General features: G+C 61.7%; 20 protein-coding genes. 9 read left to right on the top strand and 11 right to left on the bottom strand.

The window, feature by feature from the left end:
* Positions 1-37: 37 nt before the first annotated feature.
* Together IEY38_RS01040 and IEY38_RS01035 are read right to left on the bottom strand one after the other, a co-directional pair.
* Positions 38-2,470 carry a methyl-accepting chemotaxis protein gene (locus tag IEY38_RS01040; protein ID WP_229775195.1) on the bottom strand — a complete coding sequence of 811 codons (2,433 nt, stop codon included), beginning with the start codon at positions 2,468-2,470 and terminating at the stop codon, positions 38-40.
* Between the two features lie 6 nt (positions 2,471-2,476).
* A complete protein-coding gene (locus IEY38_RS01035; RefSeq protein WP_229775194.1) occupies positions 2,477-3,496 on the bottom strand; it encodes a glycine betaine ABC transporter substrate-binding protein in 1,020 nt (339 codons plus the stop codon).
* 513 nt (positions 3,497-4,009) lie between these two features.
* Here IEY38_RS01035 and IEY38_RS01030 point away from each other — a divergent pair.
* From IEY38_RS01030 to IEY38_RS01015, 4 genes are all read left to right on the top strand, one after another.
* Positions 4,010-5,071: a S66 family peptidase gene (locus IEY38_RS01030; RefSeq protein WP_188974601.1), complete on the top strand. Its 1,062-nt coding sequence runs from the start codon at positions 4,010-4,012 to the stop codon at positions 5,069-5,071.
* Positions 5,072-5,407: 336 nt separating this feature from the next.
* Entirely contained in the window at positions 5,408-6,064 is a 657-nt protein-coding gene (locus IEY38_RS01025; protein WP_188974599.1) for a thioredoxin domain-containing protein, read from the top strand.
* Positions 6,061-6,660: a hypothetical protein gene (locus IEY38_RS01020; protein WP_188974597.1), complete on the top strand. Its 600-nt coding sequence runs from the start codon at positions 6,061-6,063 to the stop codon at positions 6,658-6,660. Before IEY38_RS01025 ends, IEY38_RS01020 begins: the two co-directional genes overlap by 4 nt.
* Positions 6,661-6,765: 105 nt before the next feature.
* Complete coding sequence (locus tag IEY38_RS01015) at positions 6,766-7,305, top strand: hypothetical protein (RefSeq protein WP_188974595.1); 540 nt, start codon at positions 6,766-6,768, stop codon at positions 7,303-7,305.
* Between the two features lie 48 nt (positions 7,306-7,353).
* On the opposite strand, the gene IEY38_RS01010 is transcribed toward IEY38_RS01015, so the two are convergent.
* The 3 genes from IEY38_RS01010 to IEY38_RS01000 all read right to left on the bottom strand — a co-directional run bounded on the left by IEY38_RS01010 (position 7,354) and on the right by IEY38_RS01000 (position 10,898).
* Complete coding sequence (locus IEY38_RS01010) at positions 7,354-8,994, bottom strand: methyl-accepting chemotaxis protein (protein WP_188974593.1); 1,641 nt, start codon at positions 8,992-8,994, stop codon at positions 7,354-7,356.
* A 125-nt stretch (positions 8,995-9,119) separates the two neighbouring features.
* On the bottom strand, positions 9,120-10,307 hold the full coding sequence (locus IEY38_RS01005; protein ID WP_188974591.1) for a redox-regulated ATPase YchF: 1,188 nt from the start codon (positions 10,305-10,307) through the stop codon (positions 9,120-9,122).
* 93 nt (positions 10,308-10,400) lie between these two features.
* A complete protein-coding gene (locus IEY38_RS01000) occupies positions 10,401-10,898 on the bottom strand; it encodes a GNAT family N-acetyltransferase (protein WP_188974589.1) in 498 nt (165 codons plus the stop codon).
* Between the two features lie 129 nt (positions 10,899-11,027).
* Between IEY38_RS01000 and trpC the strand changes: the two genes are divergently transcribed.
* The 4 genes from trpC to IEY38_RS00980 are packed head-to-tail and all read left to right on the top strand — an operon-like array spanning position 11,028 to position 14,813.
* Complete coding sequence (gene trpC / locus IEY38_RS00995) at positions 11,028-11,843, top strand: indole-3-glycerol phosphate synthase (RefSeq protein ID WP_188974587.1); 816 nt, start codon at positions 11,028-11,030, stop codon at positions 11,841-11,843.
* A complete protein-coding gene (gene trpB, locus IEY38_RS00990) occupies positions 11,840-13,153 on the top strand; it encodes a tryptophan synthase subunit beta (RefSeq protein ID WP_188974585.1) in 1,314 nt (437 codons plus the stop codon). Before trpC ends, trpB begins: the two co-directional genes overlap by 4 nt.
* Positions 13,153-13,983 (top strand): tryptophan synthase subunit alpha, encoded by an 831-nt coding sequence (gene trpA / locus IEY38_RS00985; protein WP_188974583.1) that lies wholly within the window; start codon positions 13,153-13,155, stop codon positions 13,981-13,983. Before trpB ends, trpA begins: the two co-directional genes overlap by 1 nt.
* A gap of 26 nt (positions 13,984-14,009) precedes the next feature.
* Entirely contained in the window at positions 14,010-14,813 is an 804-nt protein-coding gene (locus IEY38_RS00980) for a 2-amino-3,7-dideoxy-D-threo-hept-6-ulosonate synthase (RefSeq protein WP_188974581.1), read from the top strand.
* Here the strand turns inward: IEY38_RS00980 and IEY38_RS00975 are convergent.
* Positions 14,810-16,060: a P-loop NTPase gene (locus IEY38_RS00975; RefSeq protein WP_188974579.1), complete on the bottom strand. Its 1,251-nt coding sequence runs from the start codon at positions 16,058-16,060 to the stop codon at positions 14,810-14,812. The two genes, IEY38_RS00980 and IEY38_RS00975, sit on opposite strands and share 4 nt — an antisense overlap.
* A 241-nt stretch (positions 16,061-16,301) precedes the next feature.
* On the opposite strand from IEY38_RS00975, the gene IEY38_RS00970 reads away from it, so the two are divergent.
* Complete coding sequence (locus IEY38_RS00970; protein ID WP_170097186.1) at positions 16,302-17,468, top strand: 3-dehydroquinate synthase II; 1,167 nt, start codon at positions 16,302-16,304, stop codon at positions 17,466-17,468.
* 34 nt (positions 17,469-17,502) lie between these two features.
* Here the strand turns inward: IEY38_RS00970 and IEY38_RS00965 are convergent, their stop codons facing one another.
* The 5 genes from IEY38_RS00965 to IEY38_RS00945 all read right to left on the bottom strand — a co-directional run bounded on the left by IEY38_RS00965 (position 17,503) and on the right by IEY38_RS00945 (position 22,023).
* On the bottom strand, positions 17,503-17,919 hold the full coding sequence (locus tag IEY38_RS00965) for a DUF6677 family protein (protein WP_005537745.1): 417 nt from the start codon (positions 17,917-17,919) through the stop codon (positions 17,503-17,505).
* Positions 17,920-18,003: 84 nt separating this feature from the next.
* The gene (locus tag IEY38_RS00960) at positions 18,004-18,693 is read right to left on the bottom strand and encodes a type I 3-dehydroquinate dehydratase (protein WP_188974577.1); all 690 of its coding nucleotides are present in this window, start codon (positions 18,691-18,693) and stop codon (positions 18,004-18,006) included.
* A 36-nt stretch (positions 18,694-18,729) separates the two neighbouring features.
* The gene (locus IEY38_RS00955) at positions 18,730-19,758 is read right to left on the bottom strand and encodes a DNA-methyltransferase (RefSeq protein WP_188974571.1); all 1,029 of its coding nucleotides are present in this window, start codon (positions 19,756-19,758) and stop codon (positions 18,730-18,732) included.
* Positions 19,759-19,879: 121 nt separating this feature from the next.
* Complete coding sequence (locus IEY38_RS00950) at positions 19,880-20,845, bottom strand: transcription initiation factor IIB (RefSeq protein ID WP_004517203.1); 966 nt, start codon at positions 20,843-20,845, stop codon at positions 19,880-19,882.
* A gap of 257 nt (positions 20,846-21,102) precedes the next feature.
* Positions 21,103-22,023: a DUF726 domain-containing protein gene (locus tag IEY38_RS00945; RefSeq protein WP_229775193.1), complete on the bottom strand. Its 921-nt coding sequence runs from the start codon at positions 22,021-22,023 to the stop codon at positions 21,103-21,105.
* Positions 22,024-22,134: the final 111 nt, after the last annotated feature.

Below are 22,134 nucleotides of genomic sequence, written 5' to 3'. Positions count from 1 at the left end.
GGCTTCGAGCGTCAGCCGGGGGCTGCTCCGTTGTCGATCAGCGGTCTCGGGATCGCTGGCTTTCGTCGATAGCGACGTCAAACTCGGACAGTAGCGTCTTGAGCTGTTCGGCCTGTCCGCTCAGCGACTTGATGCTGTCGTTAATCTCCGACATCGAGGCCGCTTGCTCCTCTGCGGCGGCGGACACGCTCTGTACCTCATCAGCAGTAGATTCACTGAGGTCAGCGACCTCCTCGGTCATCGACACCGCTTCTTCAGTGCTGGCGGCCTGGTCGTCGGTTGTGTCGCTGATCCCCTGAACGCCGGCGTCCGTCTTGTCGGCGTATTCCGACACTTCTGTGAATGCTGCCATGACTTCTTCGACCGCATCGATGCCTTCTGCCATCGATTCCTCAGCCACTCTGGCTTCGTCGACAGTTGTCTCCGTCTGTGACTGTACGTCCGTAATGAGTTGCTCGATCTCGGTCGCGGATGCCTGCGTTTCCCCGGCGAGTTCCTTGACCTCGTCGGCCACGACGGCAAACCCTTCGCCGTCTTTGTCGGCACGGGCAGCTTCGATGTTCGCGTTCAGCGCGAGCATATTCGTTTGCTCGGCGATATCAGCGATCAGCTCAACGATGGTGCTGATCTCCGCCATTTGCTCGTCTAACTGTTCAACGTTCTCGACAGTCGTGTCGATTGCCTCCTGTACCCTGCGCGAACTTTCGAGCGCGTCTCTGGCCGTGTCCTCGCCTTCTCGGGCGACGTCAGCGGTCTGATTCGAGTGGTCTGCAACCGAGTCAGCGGACGCAGCCACCTCTTCGATGGCTGCCGAAAGGTCAGTCATCTCTCCTGAGACTGTGTCCAGCATATCGCGTTGCTCGTCGGCGGCAGCCGCGATCTCCTGAACAGATTCGCTGACCTCGCCGCTCGCACGCTCGGCGTCAGCCGCCCCGACTTCAGCTTCCTCGCTCGCGGCTGTGACGGTATCCGCGAACTCCTGAATGTCGACGATAGTGCGTTCCCACTGTGCGAGCATATCGTTGAATGACGAGGCGATAGCCGCCATCGCCTCGTTGTCAGTCTCGCTTTCGGGCAGACGACGGGTCAGGTCACCGTCTGAGCACGCTTCCATCACGTCGCTGTATATCTCTGCTTGCTGTTCGAGTTCCGCTGCAAGCGCTTCAGCTTCCTCCTTTGCCTGCTCAGCGCGCGCACGCTCTTCCTCCGCTTCCTGCTGAGCGTCTGTTGCTTGCTCACGGGCAGCTTCGGTTTCGTCGATTTTCGAGACAAGTGCATCGCGCATACTCCCGATAGACGTGAACAGCTGGCCGATCTCATCTCGGCGAGAGCTCGAAACGTCGACATTGTACTCGCCCTGCTCGATGGCGGTCGCGGCCGCGGAGAGCTGTTGTACGGATGTCGCCGTGTTCCGTCCAATCGTTCCACCGATGACGACCACACCACCGAGTGCGATCAGAATGAACGCCAGAATATCAGTTCGGATCTGCTCGCTCAGTGCGAACGCGTTCGCTGCAGGTGTGTGCTTGATGACGACCCAGTTTGTTCCGGGGATGGTCGCGTACGCGGCGACGTAATCGGTGTCAAGCACTGCTTCCTTTGCTGGCGTATTGGTGAAAGTACCCTGTTCAGTAGCTGTACTGATCTCGGGGATATCGGCCTGTGACTGATTTGGGATGTACGGCTGCCCGACAGCATTGGTACCGGCGTCGGAGAACAACACCTCAGTCGAACTTGAGGTCGGACGGACAACCTGCGTGAACGTCCCATCGATACCAGCGCTGAACTGCTTGCTCAGGTCGCTGGCGTCGTACTCGACCACGAGTACGTGGGTGAAATCGGCGGCAACACTCATCGAACTGACCACTCGCTTGCCGTTCGCGTTCGTGTACGGGTTCGATGAAACCACTGTGTCGCGGCCGATGGACCGAGTCCGGTCGACCCACGGATGTGCGTCCGATGTGACGCGCGTTCCGCGGAGCGTTTCGTCAGTACTCGCCACAATCCTTGCCTCCCCCGCTGTGCCGACGGTGGGGTCTGCAAGGTGGACGGCAACGACGCGGTCGGCCTGTAGCTCGTCTCCGGCCAGTCTTTCCATGTAGGCCTGCTGGTCCTCGCGCGTCGTGTTGAAACCGAGCAACGGATTGTTTGAGGCGACGAGCACCGGCCGCTCGTTCCGCTCAACCCACTCGTTCAGCAGGCCGGACTCGGCGTTGACCTCCTGCACAAGCTGTTGTGCTGTGTCGTCTTCGAGTGTGGCAGTTGCGTTCCCCTGCACCCAGAATCCGCCGGCCGCAATGAGAACCACAATTACGAGCAACGCAACAGCGAACTTGACGATGTACGATCGGAGTGGCAGCAGCGCAACGGCTTTCGCTCGCTCCAGCCCTGTCGTGTTCGAGGCCGCTGACTCTGTCGCGTCTGCTGATTCATCGTCACCGTCGCCTGAATGTGTTGTAGGTTCGTTCATACTGATTCAGATGAAGCCGTTGGCCTTGAGGTGCTCAACAACCGCCTGCTGGCTGCCGACCTCGGTTGCGTGACTGTTCAGCTCTTGCATCGTTTTCGCGTCAGGAATGGCGTCCGGCATCTTGTTCAGTGCCGACACCACGGCGTCCGTTGCGACGTCCTCGTGAACGACGCCGACCGGGTGGAAAAACGGCCAGAAATTCCGGTCGTCATCGAGGTATACGATATCTTCAACGGTTGTGAGCCACGCGCTGGTGCTGTACCCGAAGCTGAGATCAGCGTAGCCTTCGTCGACGGCCGTGCCAGCCGCCTGCGCCGACGCTGCCTCGATGAACTCCTGTTCTGCCTCCCAGCGCTCCACGTGCTCGCTCTCAAATCCGTAGTACTCGAGCAAGGCATCGAAACCGTCGCTACGATCCCTGAATCCGTCGCCAAACGCCGGTCGGATATCGTAGTTTCCGTCGTTGACGTAGCCGGCGAGGTCACTGATTGTCTCGATACTGGTCCCTTCGATAGCGTCCTCGCGGATGAACACGGCCCACGTGTTCTGCCAGTCTGCGCGGTCAAGGATCCGAATCGGATGTTCTGATTCCATCTCGGACTTTAACGCGGTGTACTGCTCGTCTGGCGTCTCGAAGGTCGCTTCGTCGTGCTGGGGCGGGTGCGCAGCCCACAGCGACCCCATGTAATCGTAGTATGCGTGGATGTCCCCGGCCTGATAGGCCTCGGCGTGTGCAGCGTTCCCGCCGAAGCCGGTTTCATCTACGAGACTCACACCCGTGTTGTTGGCGAGCAATTCGTAGGCGAGGTATCCGAGATTCAATTGCTCTGTGTAGCCTTTCGAACTGACAACGACTGACTGAGAGCTGTTGGTTGACCCGGCCGCTCCGTTCCCACCTTCGGCTGTACTTGATTCAGCGTCTCCACCACTCGAACAGCCACCCAGTGTGGCCGCTCCCCCCGCCGCGAGCATTCCAAGCACCCGCCGCCGGCTTCCAGTCCACGGCTGCTGTCTTTCATCTTCCATTGCTCAACCTGTAGCTAATGAGCGTCAAAAAGCCGTTGCCGAGAATATCAGCAGTGATACTAGAACAATAAAACCGTGTATAATTTAGCTTCTAATCGTGGTAAATCCTCATAGAGAGCATTTCTACAGGAGGGGGGTCACAGTGACTTTCGTTCTAGATACGTCCCATGTCGGTGGCAACTGAGCTCTAGAGATACCTGCAGAGAACCGTCCTCAATCACAGCTAGGAAGTGGCAAAGAGCCTCGGCACTCATGACTTACGATTATCCATAGTGAACATTTAGCGCGGCTATAGATGTCGCTCAATCCGTAACACGTCCCTCTTGTTACTCTTCCCGTCTGTTCTCTGAGGTTTGAGTGAACAACATCGCTGGCTCTGACCGAATTTCGATGTGCAATTCGTACAGTTGCAAAGAGATGCCGAGCTTCACACTCGTGCTTGCTCTGTGAGTCTCTAGATCTCTTGAGAGTATGGCACATGGCTGGATAAGAAATATGTAATCGGGTCTACAGATGCCAGCCGTGCCTGAGTTCCTTACTCCACCCCCTGTCGAACGCGGTGAGCAGGTCGCGGTTGTTGCGCCGGCATCAAACGCACCCGAGTCCGCGCGGTTCATCTACGAACTCGGTCTTGAGCGAATGCGTGAGGGTTTCGACCTTGATCCGGTTGAGTATCCGACCGCGACCGCCGACCCGGAGTGGCTTGCGGACAATCCAGAGGCGCGCGCCGAAGAGGTCATGAACGCCTTCCGGGACCCAGACATCTCGGCCGTGATCGCTAATATCGGAGGCCACGATCAGATCACGATGCTCCCGTATCTCGATGGGGACGTACTCCGCGAATACCCGACTCGATTCTACGGGTACTCAGACAACACGAATCTGGCTCTGTTTTTCTGGAACCACGGGATCGTCTCGTACTACGGCGGCTCCACCCTGCTCGAATACGCGATGGATGGCGAGATGTTTGACTACACCAAAGAGTACCTGCGGCGTGCGCTTTTCGAGGATTCTGTCGGCGAGTGGACCGAAGCGGACGTGTTCACTGATGAGTCCGGCAACTGGGAAGATCCGGAGTCAGTCAAAACCACGCGCGAGATCGAACAATCTGATGGCCGAATCTGGCGTGGTGGTGAAGAGACTGTCTCGGGTCGAATCTGGGGCGGCTGCTATGCAGTCCTCGTTGAGCAGTTCCTCGCCGACCGCTACCTGCCTGCTCCCGAGGCACTGAATGGCACTGTGCTTGCGTTGGAGACGAGCGAACTGATCCCTGACCCGGCTGTCGTCGGTGCGAACCTCCGGGCACTCGGCGAACGGGGTCTTCTCGAACGGTTCGACGGTGTGCTTGTCGGACGCGCCTGTGCCCGCTCACACGCTGAAGAAAACCCACGAGACTGGCGGGCGGAATATCGAGAGCGCCAGCGCGACACGATTGCTGATGTCCTCGAAACGTACAATCCGAACGCACCTGTTGTCTTCAATTGCGAGTTCGGACACACGTATCCGACGTGTCCTATTCCAATCGGCGGTGAGGTCGAAATAGAACCCGCAACCAAATCCATTCGCTTTCCTTGATTCACGGCAGGTTAGAATCCTGTCGGCCGCTCGCTTGTTAGCCGTGGGTTTCGATAGCTACTAGCCACGAGATGACAACTGAGATTAGATGCCAGATAGAGTCTCTATCCCTTGATTGGTTTCTCTGGCGTTCGTTCACTTCTCCTCGCAAATGTGTGAACAGAAAGCTGGCCTCGGCACTCATAGGGCTCGTCATCAACGGAGAGTCACCCCGGCTCGGCCCTGTGGGTCGTCGTCATCGGCCGCCAGATGGTACCGTCGCCGGCGACAAGACGGTTACTCATCGGGCCACACAGTAGAACAAACGCTAAACCCACGCGGGTCAACCAGTCGTACATGAACAGACGACGCTTTCTCACGCTTTCCGGGGTGGGTGTCGTCGGCGCAGTAGCAGGCTGCAGTAGCGAGGCGGACAGCGCCGAATCCGTTGACAGCCACCCGGCGGCCGCCGACCTCGACGCCCAGCCCCGCCGCGGCGAGCTGGGTGGCCACGTCATCCTGGCGTTCGAAGACCCCTCCTGTCCCACGTGTCGTCGCTTCCACGAGAACACGCTCCCGGACATACGGGAGAACATCGTGGACACGGGCAAAGGCGCGTATGTCGTCCGGACGTACCCGGTCATCTATCCCTGGGGTGAGCCGGCGACACAGGCGCTGGAGTCGACGTTCGCCCGTGACAGCGAGGCGTACTGGTCGCTGTTCGATCACTACTTCGCCGAGCAGTCGTCGTTCGACCCGGACAACGTTCTGGACCGGACGGCGACGTTTCTCACCGAGGAGACCGAGGTAGACGGCGAGGCGGTCGCAAGCGACGCCCGAAACAGGGTACACGACGACGCTGTCCAGGCCGACATTCAGGCGGCCGAGGACGCCGGATTGGGTGAGACGACGCCGATCATTCTGCTGTTCGAGGACGGTGAGTTCGTGACGAAAGTCAACGGGAGCGTCAGTTACGACCTCATCGCGGAGGCACTAGGAGAGCGCGACGAATGAGCATCACGCGCGGGCTCCGACTGCCGACGACGCGCGGCGACTGGCGACTCATGGGCCGGACGGTCAGGCTCGTGCTCACACTGCCGGTCTATGCGGCGGTCGCGGTGATCGCTGCCGCCGTCTCGCTGACGCTGTTCGTCGTCTCGCTGAACGTCCCGCTGGTGCTTGACCTCGTGGTCGGTGGGTCGCTCCCGCTTGCCAGCCGACTGCGCGTGCTCGCTGAACTGTACCCGTTCATCGGCACGTCGTTCAACCTTGCACAGGGAATCCTGCTATTCGTCGTCGCCGTCCTCACCGGCGTCGACATCGGTCTGGTGACGTACCACTTCCGCGAGCACGGACTTGACCTCCAGCAGGGCGGCGCGGGCGTCGCGGGCGTTATTTTCGGAACGCTCGGCGCGGGCTGTGCAGCCTGTGGGTCGGCGGTGCTGCTGGGGCTGCTGTCACTGCTCGGCGTCTCGACCTCGCTGTTGTTTCTACCGCTTGACGGGCTGGAATTCGCGTTGCTTGCGCTCGTGGTGTTGACCCTCTCCATTTACTGGCTCGCCGAGGGGATGCGTGGCGGTGAGATCAATGGGTGTCCGGTCGACTTCTGACTGTGTCGGTGGCGGGTCTTCGTTTCGCCACGGTCACGGAGTCCCAGCCGTTCCAGCGGGAGAAAACGTATAGTGTCGTCAGACAAACACTCGTGTCGAGAAGGTATGCCCGAGACGGAGACCCAGGTGACGGCCTCGATGGAGTCCCCCACCGAGTACGAGCACCTCCAGCGAAAGCGGAAAGAAACGGCCGGCACGGTTGAACTGGCCGAGGTCGTCGACGTGTGGGTCGGCGAGAGCGAACTCGTCTGTCGGTTTCAGTTCGACTGGGCGACCGAGACGATACAGCGACGCTACGACCTTGACAGCGACCGCGACATCGCCAAGGTCGAGCGGCTCTGTGAAGCGACCGGCCTGCAGTTCGAGCAGGCCAGTCATCTTGAGGGATCACTGGTCGAACTCGAATACACCGGCTCCCAGTGGCTCCCGCGGCCGGAGGTCGCCTACACCGACGGCGAAGGATCGGCGGCCGAGACGTTCCGTGCGGAGTGGCGGTTGCTGGTCGATGAACTGGCGCAGTCACCCGCGTTCCTCCGGCGGGGCATCGAACGCGTCCGGGGGCTGTCGACGACGCAACTGATCATCGTCGTCATCCTCGTCAAGAAAATCGCCATCATCGCATTGCTGGCTCACCTCTTGCTGTAGTCGTGCTGCTTGTTGGACGACAGCGCGAGAGCCAGTACCCGGCGCGTCTCAGTCGCTCATCGCGGACTCGGTGCCAGCCGGCGCATCCACACCGTCGGTCCCGGTGGTATCGAACTGTGAGAGTTCGTCGTTGAGCGTCTCGGCGTCGTCAGCGAACCGCTCCACCGAGTCGACCATCCCGGCAACGGTCTGGCCCTGCTGGTCCACCGTCGTTGCCATCTCACGGGCGTCGGTTGCGGTCTCCCCGGCGATATCGTTGATCTCGTCGATTATCCGCACGACTTCCTGTGCGCTGGTCGCCTGCTGGTCGGTCGCCCGGTCGATCTCCTGAATGCCGCCGTTGACATCGACAGTGGCGTCGACCACGTCTTCGAGCGTCGTAATGGTCTCGGAGATAGTGCTGCTTCCGCGGTCGACAGCCTCTTCCATCGTCTCCATGGCGTCGACGGACGTTCCGACCTGCGACCGCAGCGAGCCGATGAGGTCCTCCACGTCGCCGGTGGCGGCCTGTGTCTCGGTCGCAAGCTGTTTGATTTCGTCCGCGACGACGGCAAAGCCCGAGCCCGCCTGGCCGGCGCGGGCGGCTTCGATGGAGGCGTTCAGCGCGAGCATATTCGTCTCCTCGGCGATACCGTCGATGACTTCGACGATCTCGGCCATGTCTTCGGCGATATCGTCGAGCTGCTTGACCTCGCTCGCGGCGCTCGTCGAGTAGTGTCGGATCTCGTCGACGGCGCTTTGGGCCTCCGACGAGGACCGCTGAGCGTCTCGGCCGAGGTCCGCGGCAGTGTTGCTCTGGTCGGCGATTTCGGCGACGGAGGACGCCATTTCCTCGACAGTCGCCGAGAGGTCACTGAGTTCACTCGCCGCATCGTCTAGCTGCTGGCGCTGGGTTTCTGCCCCGTCGGCGATGTCAGATGCGGTGTCGGCCACGGACTGTGTCTCGTCACGGACCTGCTGGCCGTCGGTCAATACGGTTTCACTCCCAGTGGCGATACGTGTCGAGGTCGACTGGCCGCTGCCGATGGCAGTCTCCAAGGCAGCCAGCGTCTCATTAATCGCCGTCCCGACGGCCGCCATGGCGTCACTGATGCTGTCAGTATCGACGCGGGCAGTCAGATCGCCGGCGGCTGCGTCGTCGAGTGCTGTTCGGTACTGTGTCGCTTTCAGTTCGAGGTGACTGCTCAGCGCCTCCATCTCGCTGCGCTCAGACTCCGCGGTTTCACGGGCCTCCTCGGCTGCTTCGCGCGCTTCCTCGGCGCGTTCCTGTGCGTCGTTTGCCTCCTGGATGCTCTGGCCGAGCGAGGTCGCGGCCCGTTCGAGTTTCGTGTACGCGTCTCCGACCTCGTCGATCCGGTCGACGCCGAAGTCGATGTCGTACTGGCCGTTGTCGACTGCCGTCGCCTTTCGGTTGATCTCGATTATCGCGCGGTACATCTCACAGTAGCCCAGAAAACCGGTCACGGCGACGACGAACCCGATGAATATCGCGGCGGCTGTCACGGAGGAAAACAGCACGACAGCCAGCGCCGGTGCGCCCACAATCGACATTGCTGCCAGCAGGAAGACACGGGCGCTGAACGTCCGGCGGAGCGGCGTCGGCAGGTACGGTTCGATCGTCATCGGCACAGTGCCGACCGCAAGCATAAGTCGGCCAAGCGGGCCCGTCGAATCATCCGTCGTCGTCATTGAAATCGCCTCGGCGCTGCTGTCAAATAGACAACGGAACGGGGTCGTACGAGGTGCATGTGAAAAATTCACACCGGCGTTTAAAAAATCGCATCCCCAGAGTATCAGCGGTGAATCTTACAGTATCAGTTCGTTGTCGTAATTTCGACGACGTCGCGGTGGTCGAGTTCGGTGTCAGCACCGATCTGTCGCTCGGTTCGCACGTCGTGCGCGTGGAGGAACCCCTCGCCGATGTCAGTGTGCAAGAAGTATGCGAAGTCCTCGGCGGTCGACCCATCGGGGAGGACAAAACAGTCCTGCAGGAAGGTCCCGTCCTCCTGTGGCTTGCGAGCGCCGGGGAACACCGCGATAGCCCCCAGTTCCTCGAACAGCGCGGTTTCGAGGGCCTGCTGGACGCCCGTGCCGCCGAACTCCATAACGAAGTCCCGGATCTGCTCCAGCCCCGCAGCTTTCTCCTCTGGCAGGTCCGCCGTCACGGTGAAGTCCTCGTCGCCTGGTCGGTAGTCAAGCACGCCCTGCTCGTTGCCGTTTTTCAGCGCCTTCTCAGCATGGGCCGAGACGGGCACGAACGTGAGGTGTTCGTACTCCGGGTCCTCGGTGACGGTCTCCCAGTTTTCTTGGGCTTCCGGGGTGTCCATCTTGTTCGCCGCGATGAGCATCGGCTTGGTCCGGATGCGGATTTCCCGAGCGAGTGCCTCTCTGTCCTCGTCGTCCCAGGCGTCGGGGTCGAGTTCCAGATTCAGCGCGAGCACGACCTGTTTGATCTCGTCGGCGTTGATCTTGAACGCCGACATCTGCTCGGCAAGGTCGTCTTCGATGGCCTTGTCTTCGCCGTGGTAGCCCGAGCGGTAGCGTTCGATGCCCTTCTCAAGGATGTCGAGATACCACATGTCCAGTTCGTCTTCGAGGAAGTCGATGTCCTCTCGCGGGTCGTGGTCCTCGGTGGGTTCCCCTTCAAGATCTGTTTCGCCGGTGAAATCCACAACGTGGACGAGCACGTCGGCCTCGTTGAGGTCCGTGAGGAACTGGTTCCCCAGCCCTTTCCCCTCGTGTGCGCCGGGGACGAGGCCGGCCACATCGACGAGCTTCGTCGGGACGAACCGGACGCCCTCCGTGCAGTAGCCGTGGTTGGGCGTGCAGGTGTGGTCGAATTCCGGGGCCGCACAGTCGACGCGGACGTACGCTTCGCCCATCGAGGGGTCGATTGTCGTGAACGGGTACGCGCCCTCCGGCACATCGTTCATCGTCGCCGCATTGAAAAACGTAGACTTGCCGACAGAGGGCTTGCCGACGAGTCCGATCTTGTAGCTCATTGCACCGACGAAGCGGTTTCAGCGGCTTAAACGCTGTTACACGAGCTACGAGAGCGTGTGAGTCACACACGCGGTGTGAATACCGGATGCCGTTTACAGTCGTCGCTCGTAGACGTTCACCGGATGTTGCTGTCCATCGACCTCGGTCGTCCGCTCGCCGACCTTCTCGAAGTGGGAGCGGTAGAACGCGTTGCCGACCTCGTTCTCGGCCAGCACCTCGTCGCGGATCTTCCGCACCGAAAGTTCGTGCAGGTGCTGTTCGCCCCGATGGAGCAGCTCCGTCCCGATCCCTTCGCCCCAGTAGTCTGGATGGACGTACAGGTCGAGGTCGCCGAAGCCGGTCGCGTCCGTCATCCCACAGCTCATGTACGCTACTACGTCATCGTCGGCTGTAGAGACGAACAGACCGACTTCTTCGAGTTCGATCATCTGCTCCAACAGCGGCGGCGCATACCCCTCGTTGAGGAGACTGTTCACCGTCTCTTTCCCGAGGACATTGTCGTATACCGCGTGCCACGCGGCTCTGGCGACCCGGCGGATATCCGCGATATCCATCGATTCGGCCGGTCGGATGGCTGTCTGGAACGACATGTGTGAACAGTTAACGCGGAAGAGTATAGAAGTGTGCCATGGTTGACAGCCTGCTGGTTCGCTTGTATTCTGCTCCCCCGAGAGAATAGGACAACTCTTATGTACACTTCTGTACGTTAGTGTTCAGTAATGGGCGACAGTGAGGAGATAGCACCAGCGGTTCAATCGATTCTCGACGCGGCGCGGGAGCGCGGTGGCAGCGGAGGCCGGGTATCGGTGACGGCCCGTTCGCTGCCCGACGCCTTCGACGCGGCGGCAGACGCCGGGCGGACGCCGGTCATCGCCGAAATCAAGCCGACGAGTCCGACCGCGGACGGCGAGCGGACCGACGACCCGGTCGACCTCGCACGACAGATGGTCGAGGGCGGCGCGGCGGCGCTCTCGGTGCTGACGGAGCCGGACCACTTCGGCGGGTCGGCGGCGACGCTCGAAGCTGTGCGGGACGCCGTCGACGTGCCCGTCCTGCGGAAGGACTTCATCCTTCACGAGGCACAGCTGGATGTGGTCGAAGCGGACGTGATACTGCTCATCGTCCGCTTTCTCGAAGCGGACGGGACCGATGACCTCGCGGATCTCCTCACGGCCGCGCGCGAGCGTGGCTTCCAGGTCCTCGTCGAGACTCACACCGCGGCAGAGGTCGAGAAAGCGCTCGACGCCGGCGCGGACATCATCGGCGTCAACAACCGCGACCTCGGCGAGCTGGCGGTCGACCTCGGAACGTTCGAAGCCGTCGCGCCAGACGTTCCAGAGGGCGTCACACTCATTGCTGAAAGTGGCATACAGACAGCGGACGACGTCAGGCGGATGCGCGACGCCGGTGCGGACGCCCTGTTGATCGGTTCGGCGATCATGGACCACGACGCGGCGACGGACGTGGAAGCAAACACGCGGCGATTGACACGCGCGGACACTGATGCGGTTGAGACGACAACTACAGACACATGAGCACTGACGACGCATACGATCCCAAGTTCGGCGAGTACGGTGGACAGTACGTGCCCGAGGCACTGATGCCAGCTATCGAGGAGCTGACCGACGCCTACCAGCGGTACGTGCTCGAAAACGAGGACGGCTTCATGGACGAGTTCCGGGAACGGCTGGCCGACTTCGGTGGCCGACCGACGCCGCTGCAGTACGCGGACCAGCTCTCGGCCCGGTACGACACGGACGTCTACCTCAAGCGCGAGGACCTGCTTCACGGCGGCGCACACAAGCTCAACAACGCGCTCGGGCAGGTCTTGCTGGCGAAGTACATGGGCAAAGAGCGGATTATCGCCGAGACCGGCGCGGGCCAGCACGGCACGGCGACGGCGATGGCGGCAGCTCACTTAGACATGCCCTGTGAGATCTACATGGGCGAGACCGACATCGCGCGACAGCGCCCCAACGTCTTCCGGATGAAAATAAACGGCTCGGAGGTCGTCCCCGTGACCGTTGGCCGGGGCACGCTCAAGGAAGCGATCTCTGAGACGATGCGCGAGTGGGCGACTACCGTCGAGAACACCCACTACGTCATCGGAAGCATCGTCGGTCCGCACCCGTTCCCGAAGATGGTGCGTGACTTTCAGGCAGTCATCTCCGAGGAGGCCCGCGAGCAGGCTATCGAGAAAATGGGCGGCCTGCCCGATTCCGTGATGGCCTGTGCTGGCGGCGGCTCGAACACGATGGGGACGTTCGCGCACTTCATCGAGGACACTGGCGTCGACCTCTACGCCGTCGAGGCCGGTGGCTCCTCGCTGCAGGTCGATGAGGAGGAAGGCGTGGCACCGAACTCCGCCACCCTTTCGACCGGCGACGAGGGTGTTCTTCACGGCGCGCGCACGAAGCTCCTGCAGGACTCCGACGGCCAGATCATGGAATCGCACTCCGTCTCGTCGGGGCTGGACTACGCCGGTGTCGGCCCGGAACTCGCCCACCTCGTCGACGAGGACCGGGTTACGCCGGTCAACGTCGACGACGACGCCGCGCTGGAGGCGTTCCACCGCCTCTCTCAAGACGAGGGTATCATCCCGGCTCTGGAGACGGCCCATGCCTTCGGCTATCTCGAAGAGCACCACGACGAAGTCGGTGACTCCGTTGTCATCAACGTCTCCGGCCGCGGCGACAAGGACCTCGAAATAGCCATCGAGGAGACCAGCAAGCGAGACCTCGATATCGCGCCCGATATGTCTATCTTCGATAGCGTGGGGCGAAGCCCCACGTCACAGTCGACCGGCGATGAGCCACGAGACAGCGTCGGCGGGGGTGGCCTCTGATGGGACTCGAACGCGCGTTCGCCGACGAGCCCGCTTTCGTCCCGTACCTCGCGGCCGGCGATCCGAACTACGAGGCGTCACTAGAATACGTCGAGGCGCTGGCCCGCGGCGGCGCGGATGCCATCGAACTCGGCTTGCCCTTCTCCGAGCCGATTGCGGAAGGCAAGACCATCCAGAACGCCATCGTCCGCTCGCTGGAAGCCGGGATGACGCCCGATCGCTTCTTCGAGTTCGTCGAGGACCTCGACGTGGACGTGCCGCTGGTGTGTATGACCTACTACAATTTGATTTACCAGTACGGCGAGAGCGAGGGTCCGCGACCGTTCGTCGAGAAGGCCGCTGCGGTCGGCATTGAGGGTCTCGTCGTCCCGGACCTGCCCGGGGAGGAGGCCGGCCCGCTCCGGACGGCCTGTGACGAGTTCGGCCTCGATCTGGTGTTCATCGTCGCGCCGACGACGAAGGGCGACCGGCTCGAACGGATGCTTGAACAGGTGTCGGGCTACGTCTATGTCCAGGCGCGTCTGGGTGTCACCGGCGCACGAGAGGACGTGGACGACGCCACCGAGGAGTCGTTGGCCCGGCTCTCAGACTGGGACGTGCCAAAGGCCGTCGGGTTCGGTATCAAGACTGGTGACCACGCCGAACGTATCGTTTCTTCCGGCGCTGACGGTATCATTGTCGGCTCCGCACTGGTCGATATCGTCGCAGAGGGCCACGAGAACGGCGACTCGGCCGACACCGTGGCCGACCGGCTCGAAGCGAAGGCTCGCGAACTCAAAGAGGGCGCACTCCGGGGAGCGGCAGGACGACCGCAACCGGAACGCACATAATCGTACTTGCCACACTGTCTCATAACATGACTGCAGGAAAACGCGCACGACTCGAACGCATCGGGACAGACGACACATACGTCATCGTCCCGATGGACCACGGTATCACAATGGGGGCTGTAAAGGGCCTCAAAGACATCGAATCGACTATCGACGCGGTCACCAGCGGCGGCGCGGACGCCGTCCTCACCCAGCGAGGTATCGCCGGGCGCGTCCATCCGAACAAGAACGACGCGGGCTATATCACGCATCTCAATGGCTCTACTACTATCGGACCGGACGAGCAGGACAAGCGGACCACGGGGACGGTGGAAGACGCCATCCGCGCCGGAGCCGACGCCGTCTCGTTCCATATCAACGTCGGCAGTCAGTACGAACCCGAACAGATCGAAGAGCTCTCCGAACTGACGACTGAAGCCAGCCAGTACGGCCTGCCGGTGCTGGCGATGGCCTACGCCCGCGGCCCCGACATCGACGCCGAGAACGAGGACTACAACCAGTCGGTCGGCCACGCCGTCCGACTGGCGGAGGAACTGGGCGCGGACATCGTCAAGACCGGCTACACCGGTTCCGCCGAGACGTTCCAGCACGCCGTCGAGTCTACGTCGCTGCCGGTGGTCATCGCCGGCGGCTCGAAGGGAAGTGACGAGGACACCGTCAGGATGGTCCGCGGGACGATGGACGCCGGAGCCTCTGGCGTTTCGATGGGCCGCTCTATTTTCCAGCACGACGAACCGGAGAAGATCGCTCGTGCTGTCTCCGCCGTCGTCCACGACGACGCCACCACCGAGGAGGCGCTCCGCGAGGCCGGGCTGGCCGTCGAGACCTAAAAGCCAAACAGCGACCACATTCTCTGGCCGAAACCGTTAGCCTTGTCTCCGTCGCTGGCATCCGCATCGCTCTCGCTGGGAGCGTCAGGCGGCGAGTCACTGGGTTCCTGTTCCGGTCCGTCAGCATCTCGTAGTGTACCGGCGTCTCGCTCTGCCTCGTCGGCATCCTGCTCCGGCCCGTCGCCCGGTGCTGATTCGTTTTCGACCAGATCAGTCCCGTCGATTATCGATGTGGCTTCGTCTTCGGCGTCCGCCTCCGAAGTGGCTGGCTTACCGAGATCGGTCGATTCGGCTACGTCCTCCGCTGGCGGCTCGCCCGCCCTGTCCTGCTTGGTTGGTGCTGGACCGGTCGGATCGCTGTTGTCCCTGATTGCGTCCGATGGGTGGACCGTCTTGCCGCCGTCCGTTGTCCCGGGGATGTGCCGCTGTGGTGGCTGTTCCGCTGGCCGGGTCGTCAGTTCTGGGTCGTCCGAGTCGGGTGGCTTCCCCGAACCGGCCGTATCTGCCGTGGTGTCGGTCGACGCCTTCTCAGCATCGACGAGCTGCTCCGAAATCCGCTCGTAGGCGATCGCGGCACCGCTGTTGGGCGCGTTCCGGACGACGGGCGTACCACTGTCCTGAGAGTGCGGGACGGCGTCGTCCTCCGGGACGTGGCCGAGCAGTTCGACGTCGAGGAACTCCGCGATTTCATCGGCACCCGGCGACGCTCCCGTCCCGGATTTCGTGAGGACGAGGCCCCGCACCGGCGCTCCGACCCGCTCTGTGAGTTCTTTGGTGTTCGAAACGTTCCGTATCGATGCCACGCGCGGCGTCGAAATGAGCAACACGTCGTCAGCGAGCTTGAGCGGCTGAATCGTCTCATCGCTCAGTCCCGCTGGGGTGTCCAACAGGACGATGTCGTGGTGCCACCGGAGGGTTTCGACGATGCCGGGCAGCCGGTCGAGATCGGTGTTCGCGTACCCTTCGAGCGTGATCCCGCTTGGCACGATTGACAGGTCAGCGTCAGTCTCATACATCGCCTCTGTGACTGCCGCCTCGCCGGCGAGTACGTCGTGAAACGTCGCGTCCTCGTCGGTGTCGATGTCGACATCGAGAAAGTCGACGAGGTTCGCCATCGCGAGGTCCATCTCCACGACGACGGTCGAGTATCCTGCCTTCGCCAGCAGTGTGCCGAGGTTGATGCTGGACGTCGTCTTTCCGATCCCCCCTTTCGCCCCGGCGATTGTGTAGACGTGGTTAGTAACCATCCGTAGCTGGACCGTATTATGTGGATACTTTATTAGTAAAGCTCAGTGATAAGTCTACTGGCCAACATTTAATTGCGATAATTGGGAACAAATAAATAACAAATGTTGTATACTATAAATTATAATTTCAGGAAATACGGCTAATATCGTATGATATGGGCATATGCTTTCCCCGTACGCCACTCGACAGGCCGACCAGGGTTCCGCCACGTTCAAGCCTCGCCGTTGCGGACGTGGGCGTATGACTCGAAGCGTTTGGCTCAAAGCCGACAGCGAGGTCGGCGACTGGGAGACACGGAAACGCCGGATAACCGCCGGTATCGAGGCCGGCGTCGACTGGGTACTGGTCGACGAGGAAGACGTCGACCGCGTCTCGGAACTCGGGCAAATAAACATCGCCGCGTTCACCAACGGCGATGTCCACGTGATGGAGGCCGAGGCGGAGGACTCAAAAGCTGATGCAACCATCGTCGGGAAAGACGGCGAGGGCGACGGTACGGTCGATCTCCCTTCCGACTTCTCCGGCTCCGCTGACCTCTCGACGCTCCGACAGAACGGTGCCGCCCCCGACGGCGGCTACGTGCGCATCTTCGACGAGGACTACGAGGCCTTCGCCGAGGCGGTCGCCGCTGAAGCCGACTTCACTATCGTCATCGGCGAGAACTGGCAGATCATTCCGCTCGAAAACCTCATTGCCCGCGTCGGCGAGGAGACGGACCTCATCGCCGGCGTCCGGACCGCCGAGGACGCCCGAACGGCCTACGAGACGCTGGAACTGGGGGCCGACGGCGTCCTGCTGGACACCGACGACGTCGACGAAATCCGCAAGACTGTCGAGGTCCGCGACGAGATGGGTCGGGAGTCGCTCGATCTGGAGTACGCCGAGGTCACCGCCATCGAGCAGACCGGCTCCGCCGACCGCGTCTGTATCGACACCGGCAGCCTGATGGAACACGATGAGGGGATGCTCGTCGGGTCGATGGCTCGCGGACTCTTTTTCGTCCACGCCGAGACGGCCGAGTCGCCGTACGTCGCCTCTCGGCCGTTCCGCGTCAATGCCGGCGCAGTCCACGCCTACGTCCGCACCCCCGACGGCGGAACGAAGTACCTCTCGGAACTCCAGTCCGGCGACGAGGTCCAGATAGTCGACGCGAACGGACGCACCCGCGAGGCCATCGTCGGCCGCGCGAAAATCGAGAAGCGCCCGATGTTTCGCGTGCAGGCGGAAACTACGGACGGCGACCGCATCGAGACGCTGCTCCAGAACGCTGAGACGATCAAGGTCCATACTCAGGACGGGCGAACTGCCGTCACGGACCTCGAACCCGGCGACGAGATCCTCATCCACCACGAGGACACGGCGACGCACTTCGGCGAGCGGATCGAAGAGAGCATCATCGAAAAGTAAGCCGACCTCGTTCGAGGCTGACCGAACCTGCAGGTTACTGTTGGTCCGCCTCGACCGGTTCCAGTTGCGTCGTACACCAGTGACAGAAGTCGATGTCTTCGTCGAGTTCCTTGCCGCAGTTCGGACACGTCGTGCCGGCTTCGACTTCTTGGGCCTGATTCTCGTTGACCGCGACCCAGTAGGCGTCGACAACGTTGAGCGTCGTAATCACGACCGAACCGATCGTCACCTCGGTGGGTCTGGACTGATACGACGACGAGATAGCATCGAGGCTTAGCTGGGTAACAGGGTCGATAGCGCCAGTGGCGACGAACACCACCGACAGCATGAACAGTAACCCGAGCCACAGCAGTCCCCGCACCCACTTTCGGAGGTAGAAGTGTCCCAACCCAGGGAAGATGAACGCAAGCACCACGGCCAGCAACGGCCGCTTGCGTCCTTTGTCAGTCATACTCGGCGAATCTATCTCGCACACCCCTATATCTTCCGAAGGATCACTAGCCGGACGAAAGCCCCGAAGCGGGCGGTTACCGGCTCAGACGTCGCTCTGTAGCTGTCCAACCAGGGTCCGGAGCGTCGCGAGGTCGTACTGACCCGGAGCGGTCGCGTCAGCGGGGTCGACCGGTGCGTAGCCGATGCGGGAGCCGTACAGCGGGGCAACGGCTCTGGAGTGCCGACCGGCCGCACCCATACACATCGTGGCGACCTGTTCGCCGTCGGCAGTCAGTTCGCGGGTTGCCCCGAGCATCGCCAGTACGTCGTCCGGCGACTGAGCCGTACTCGCCATCTTCCCCACGTCACCGTGCGAACAGGCTCGATCGAGCCGACTCACGATCGCGTCACGGTCGGCCGTCGACCCGAAGTTGTGCGTCGAGACGACGACGGACGCTCCGTGGTCGCAGGCAACGTCGGCGACGCGGCCGGCGTCGTGGTCGCCGGTTCCCTCCAGCGCCGCGAGTTCGAGGTCGACAGCCGTCACGGCGTCGTGTTCGAGTGCGGTTTCGAGCGCGTTGAGGCGACCCGCGGTGTCGGCGGCTTCGCCGCCCTCCCACGTCGGCCGGTTGGTGACGAGTATCGGGAGGTCGCCGTCGTAGGCGTCCAGTTGTGCCAGCGGCTCGTCGGCGAAATCCATCCGTAGCTCCAACCCGTCGGCATCGGCCCGGGCGGCCGGTTCCACCCCGAGGTCGTCGGTGGCGGCGAGCAGGGTGAACGACTCGAAGTTCATAGGTCGGCTTCGACGGAGCCGCACAAAAAGCCGTGCTTACTCGACCGGCTCGTGGACGGACCGGAAGCCGTCGTTGGTCGCCGTAACGGTATCGACTGCGTAGAACTGAATCCGTTGTTCCTGTTTCGTGTTGACGGCGAAATCGTACTGCTCGGCCTCGTATCCCGGTTCTTTCCCGTCGGCGCGCCGCTGCTCTACCCACGAGCGGTGGTCGGCGAGGCGCTCCTCAGCGATGGTTCGAGAACGCTCCGGGGCGGTGGCAACCCGGTCTTCCAGAGCGGACAGCAGGTCCGGGTCGCGGTCCACTCCGACCGAGTTCCGGCCGGCGACCATCGCCGCCAGCGTCGTCGTCCCAGTGCCGAGAAACGGGTCGAGTACGGTGTCGCCGTACACCGAGAACATCGATATGAGCCGGTAGGGTACCGTCAGTGGAAAGGCACCCGAGCGGTCCCGAAGCCCGTCGTCGAGGCTCTGGGTCTCGCCGAGGAGTTCCCAGAGGTCGGAGAACCACTCGTTGCGCTCCTCCCAGAAATAGGCGCTCTCGTAGCGACGGTCCGCGCCCGGTTCGAGGCGGCGGCGCTCCCCGTTGCGGAACACGAGGATGTGTTCGTGTTCGAGCGTCGGGTAGGCGTTTGGCGGCACCATCCCAGATCCCATGAACTTCGCGCCGCTGTTGGTTGGCTTACGCCACAGAATATCGGGCAACGCGCGAAGTCCGTGGTCGGTCAGCCGGTCGGTTATTTCGGCGTGGTTCGGATAGGAGCGGAAGCCGTCCTCTAGGGACCGCGTCGCGTCCCCGACGTTGATACATGCAATGCCACCGGGAACCAGCACGCGCTCTATCTCAGCCCACACTGCATCGAGTACCTCGTGCATCAGTGTGAATGCCCGGTCCCCGTCTCCGTCGTCCAGCGCCCCTCCGATGGCGGGGTCCAGTTCGGTGAAGATGTCGTCCCACATCTCGATCATCGGGTACGGGGGGGACGTGACTACCAGTTCGACGCTGTCGTCGGGACACTCAAGCGTGCGGGCGTCACCGGTTCGAACCCGGTGTGTCGTCTCCATACCGGTCCCAGCGGATGAGACGACTCTAGTCTTGCGGTTATCGGCCGACGGAGTGCACGCTCTGCGTGCGACAACTGATGCCAAAAACAGCCCTCACAGCGATGCGACGCAACTACCGAGCTTACGCGACGGGCAGGTCCTGCTCGGCTTCCAGCAGTTCGTGGTAGCGGTTGCGGATGGTGACCTCGGAGATGTCGGCGACCTCGGAGACAGCGGCTTGCGTCGTCTTCTCGTTGGTCAGTAGCGCCGCGGCGTACACCGCGGCGGCGGCGAGGCCGACTGGCGATTTTCCAGAGTGGACACCCTGCTCCTTGGCGTTCTGGAGGAGCTGACGGGCGCGGTGCTCGGCCTCGTCGGACAGTTCCAGCGAGGAGGCAAAGCGCGGGACGTAGCTCTCGGGGTCGGCTGGACGGACTTCGAGGCTGAGTTCCCGGACGACGTAGCGGTAAGTGCGGGCGATCTCGCTCTTTTCGACTCGGGAGACCTCCGTGATCTCGTCGAGCGAGCGCGGGACGCCGGCCTGTCGCGCGGCGGCGTAGACGGAGGCCGTCGAGACACCCTCGATGGAGCGGCCGGGCAGCAGGTCCTCGTCGAGTGCACGGCGGTAGATGACGCTGGCCGTCTCGCGGACGTTTTCGGGGAGTCCCAGCGCAGAGGCCATCCGGTCGATTTCGCCCAGCGCCTGCTTGAGGTTGCGCTCCTTGGAGTCCCGAGTTCTGAAGCGCTCGTTCCACTTGCGCAGGCGCTGCATCTTCTGGCGCTGTTTGCCCGACAGGGAGTTCCCGTAGGCGTCCTTGTCGCGCCAGTCGATGTTGGTCGAGAGTCCCTTGTCGTGCATCATGTTCGTCGTCGGCGCGCCAACGCGGGACTTCTCGTCTTTCTCGCTGGAGTCGAACGCGCGCCACTCGGGCCCGCGGTCGATTTCGTCGGACTCGACGACCAGCCCACAGTCTTCACAGACCGTTTCGCCGTGTTCGTCGTCGATGACGAGCGAGCCACTGCACTCCGGGCACGCTGTGCTCTCCGATTCCGTCGACTCCGTCGTCTGTTCTTCATGCTGCTGTCGCGTCCGTGTGTGTTCACTCATTGGTTGCGAAGGCGGGTGCTCACCGGGTGGGAGACATCACAGAACCCGGAGGCAGTCGGTAACACTGTATTCGAACGAAAGTCATTAAAACATTCCGGTATTGTTATGGAGACCACCGATACACGTCACGAAACCCACGTTTGTGCATTAGTCGCATGACCATTCATATAATAGCTATCGGGTATTTTTGACTGATTTCCCACAACCCAGTTATAATCGTATACGATGGGTAGAATCACCCCCTTCGCCTTCACGTCCTACTGAAACGTCTCGACGACGTCGGGTATACACCCCTCATCGGGCTCGTAGTAGGAATTGTGGTCGGCAACAGACTCCGTTACATCATAATCGGTGTAGTTCTCGGGGGCGTCTCCGGGACTCTGCACACCCGTTTCACCGACCGCTTCCGCCCACTCGGCAGCACTGAATGCAGTCCCCAGCACCGCGTCGTCGTCCTTGTGGAAGTTATCGAAGGACGTGGTGGCGTACTCGATAGATTCGCCGTATGTCTCGTCGACCTCAACGACGGATTCACCGATAGCGCCGCCCAGTAACGCCACCGACTTGACTGCATCTTCGCGTCCACGCTCGTGAAGCGACGCCACCGCTTCTACAGCCACCTTTGCGCCGAGCGAATGTCCGATTACCCGGACTGGAAGCCCACCGCTGTCGTTGTGGTCGACAACCCACTGTGCGAGTTTTGGACCGTTTTGTTTGCCGATGGCGACACCCTCGTACCAGCCGATGCCGTCGCCCTTGTCAGCATCCCAGGTAAATCCTACGTTGAACTGGTCGTATTCGTTCTCTTCAAGCCCGACCTGACAGGTGTAGGCGGCGTTTCTGGCATCCGTCTCCCCGAGACTCCAGCCGTGGACGAAGATGACGAGTTCCGTATCGTCGCTGGCTCGGCTAGAATCCCAGTCCCCGATTGTTTCGTACTCTGTCTCTGTGTATTCAGACTTCAGTGTAGCGTCGTCAGTGAACTGATCACGCGTCGAAACGAGCGGGAATTCCGCTGGAGCCGTGTACTCTCCGTCATCACCACCGAATTTGCCGCCCCGTACAGAACCACTCGCACCGAGTGCCGCCACCGATGCCACAGCACCGGTCGAGGCCTTGAGGAAACTGCGTCGCGTTTGCCTGTCCGGTTCGTTCGATTGTATGCTACGTTGAAACATAGCAGAACTGCATAGCTTTCCAAATTATATAATATTAACCATTATATTAAACATTGTTAGTAAAGCCGCCCTTATTTATAATATTCGTAAAGAAATACACCGCTCTGGTAG

This window comes from Haloarcula sebkhae (genome assembly GCF_014647415.1).
GTDB lineage: Archaea > Halobacteriota > Halobacteria > Halobacteriales > Haloarculaceae > Haloarcula > Haloarcula sebkhae.
This window is presented reverse-complemented; position numbering and strand designations above follow the sequence as displayed.

Coding starts and splice junctions, on each gene's coding strand:
- IEY38_RS01040 (WP_229775195.1), bottom strand. CDS start 2,470: ATGAACGAACCTACAACACATTCAGGCGACGGTGACGATGAATCAGCA.
- IEY38_RS01035 (WP_229775194.1), bottom strand. CDS start 3,496: ATGGAAGATGAAAGACAGCAGCCGTGGACTGGAAGCCGGCGGCGGGTG.
- IEY38_RS01030 (WP_188974601.1), top strand. CDS start 4,010: ATGCCAGCCGTGCCTGAGTTCCTTACTCCACCCCCTGTCGAACGCGGT.
- IEY38_RS01025 (WP_188974599.1), top strand. CDS start 5,408: ATGAACAGACGACGCTTTCTCACGCTTTCCGGGGTGGGTGTCGTCGGC.
- IEY38_RS01020 (WP_188974597.1), top strand. CDS start 6,061: ATGAGCATCACGCGCGGGCTCCGACTGCCGACGACGCGCGGCGACTGG.
- IEY38_RS01015 (WP_188974595.1), top strand. CDS start 6,766: ATGCCCGAGACGGAGACCCAGGTGACGGCCTCGATGGAGTCCCCCACC.
- IEY38_RS01010 (WP_188974593.1), bottom strand. CDS start 8,994: ATGACGACGACGGATGATTCGACGGGCCCGCTTGGCCGACTTATGCTT.
- IEY38_RS01005 (WP_188974591.1), bottom strand. CDS start 10,307: ATGAGCTACAAGATCGGACTCGTCGGCAAGCCCTCTGTCGGCAAGTCT.
- IEY38_RS01000 (WP_188974589.1), bottom strand. CDS start 10,898: ATGTCGTTCCAGACAGCCATCCGACCGGCCGAATCGATGGATATCGCG.
- trpC (WP_188974587.1), top strand. CDS start 11,028: ATGGGCGACAGTGAGGAGATAGCACCAGCGGTTCAATCGATTCTCGAC.
- trpB (WP_188974585.1), top strand. CDS start 11,840: ATGAGCACTGACGACGCATACGATCCCAAGTTCGGCGAGTACGGTGGA.
- trpA (WP_188974583.1), top strand. CDS start 13,153: ATGGGACTCGAACGCGCGTTCGCCGACGAGCCCGCTTTCGTCCCGTAC.
- IEY38_RS00980 (WP_188974581.1), top strand. CDS start 14,010: ATGACTGCAGGAAAACGCGCACGACTCGAACGCATCGGGACAGACGAC.
- IEY38_RS00975 (WP_188974579.1), bottom strand. CDS start 16,060: ATGGTTACTAACCACGTCTACACAATCGCCGGGGCGAAAGGGGGGATC.
- IEY38_RS00970 (WP_170097186.1), top strand. CDS start 16,302: ATGACTCGAAGCGTTTGGCTCAAAGCCGACAGCGAGGTCGGCGACTGG.
- IEY38_RS00965 (WP_005537745.1), bottom strand. CDS start 17,919: ATGACTGACAAAGGACGCAAGCGGCCGTTGCTGGCCGTGGTGCTTGCG.
- IEY38_RS00960 (WP_188974577.1), bottom strand. CDS start 18,693: ATGAACTTCGAGTCGTTCACCCTGCTCGCCGCCACCGACGACCTCGGG.
- IEY38_RS00955 (WP_188974571.1), bottom strand. CDS start 19,758: ATGGAGACGACACACCGGGTTCGAACCGGTGACGCCCGCACGCTTGAG.
- IEY38_RS00950 (WP_004517203.1), bottom strand. CDS start 20,845: ATGAGTGAACACACACGGACGCGACAGCAGCATGAAGAACAGACGACG.
- IEY38_RS00945 (WP_229775193.1), bottom strand. CDS start 22,023: ATGTTTCAACGTAGCATACAATCGAACGAACCGGACAGGCAAACGCGA.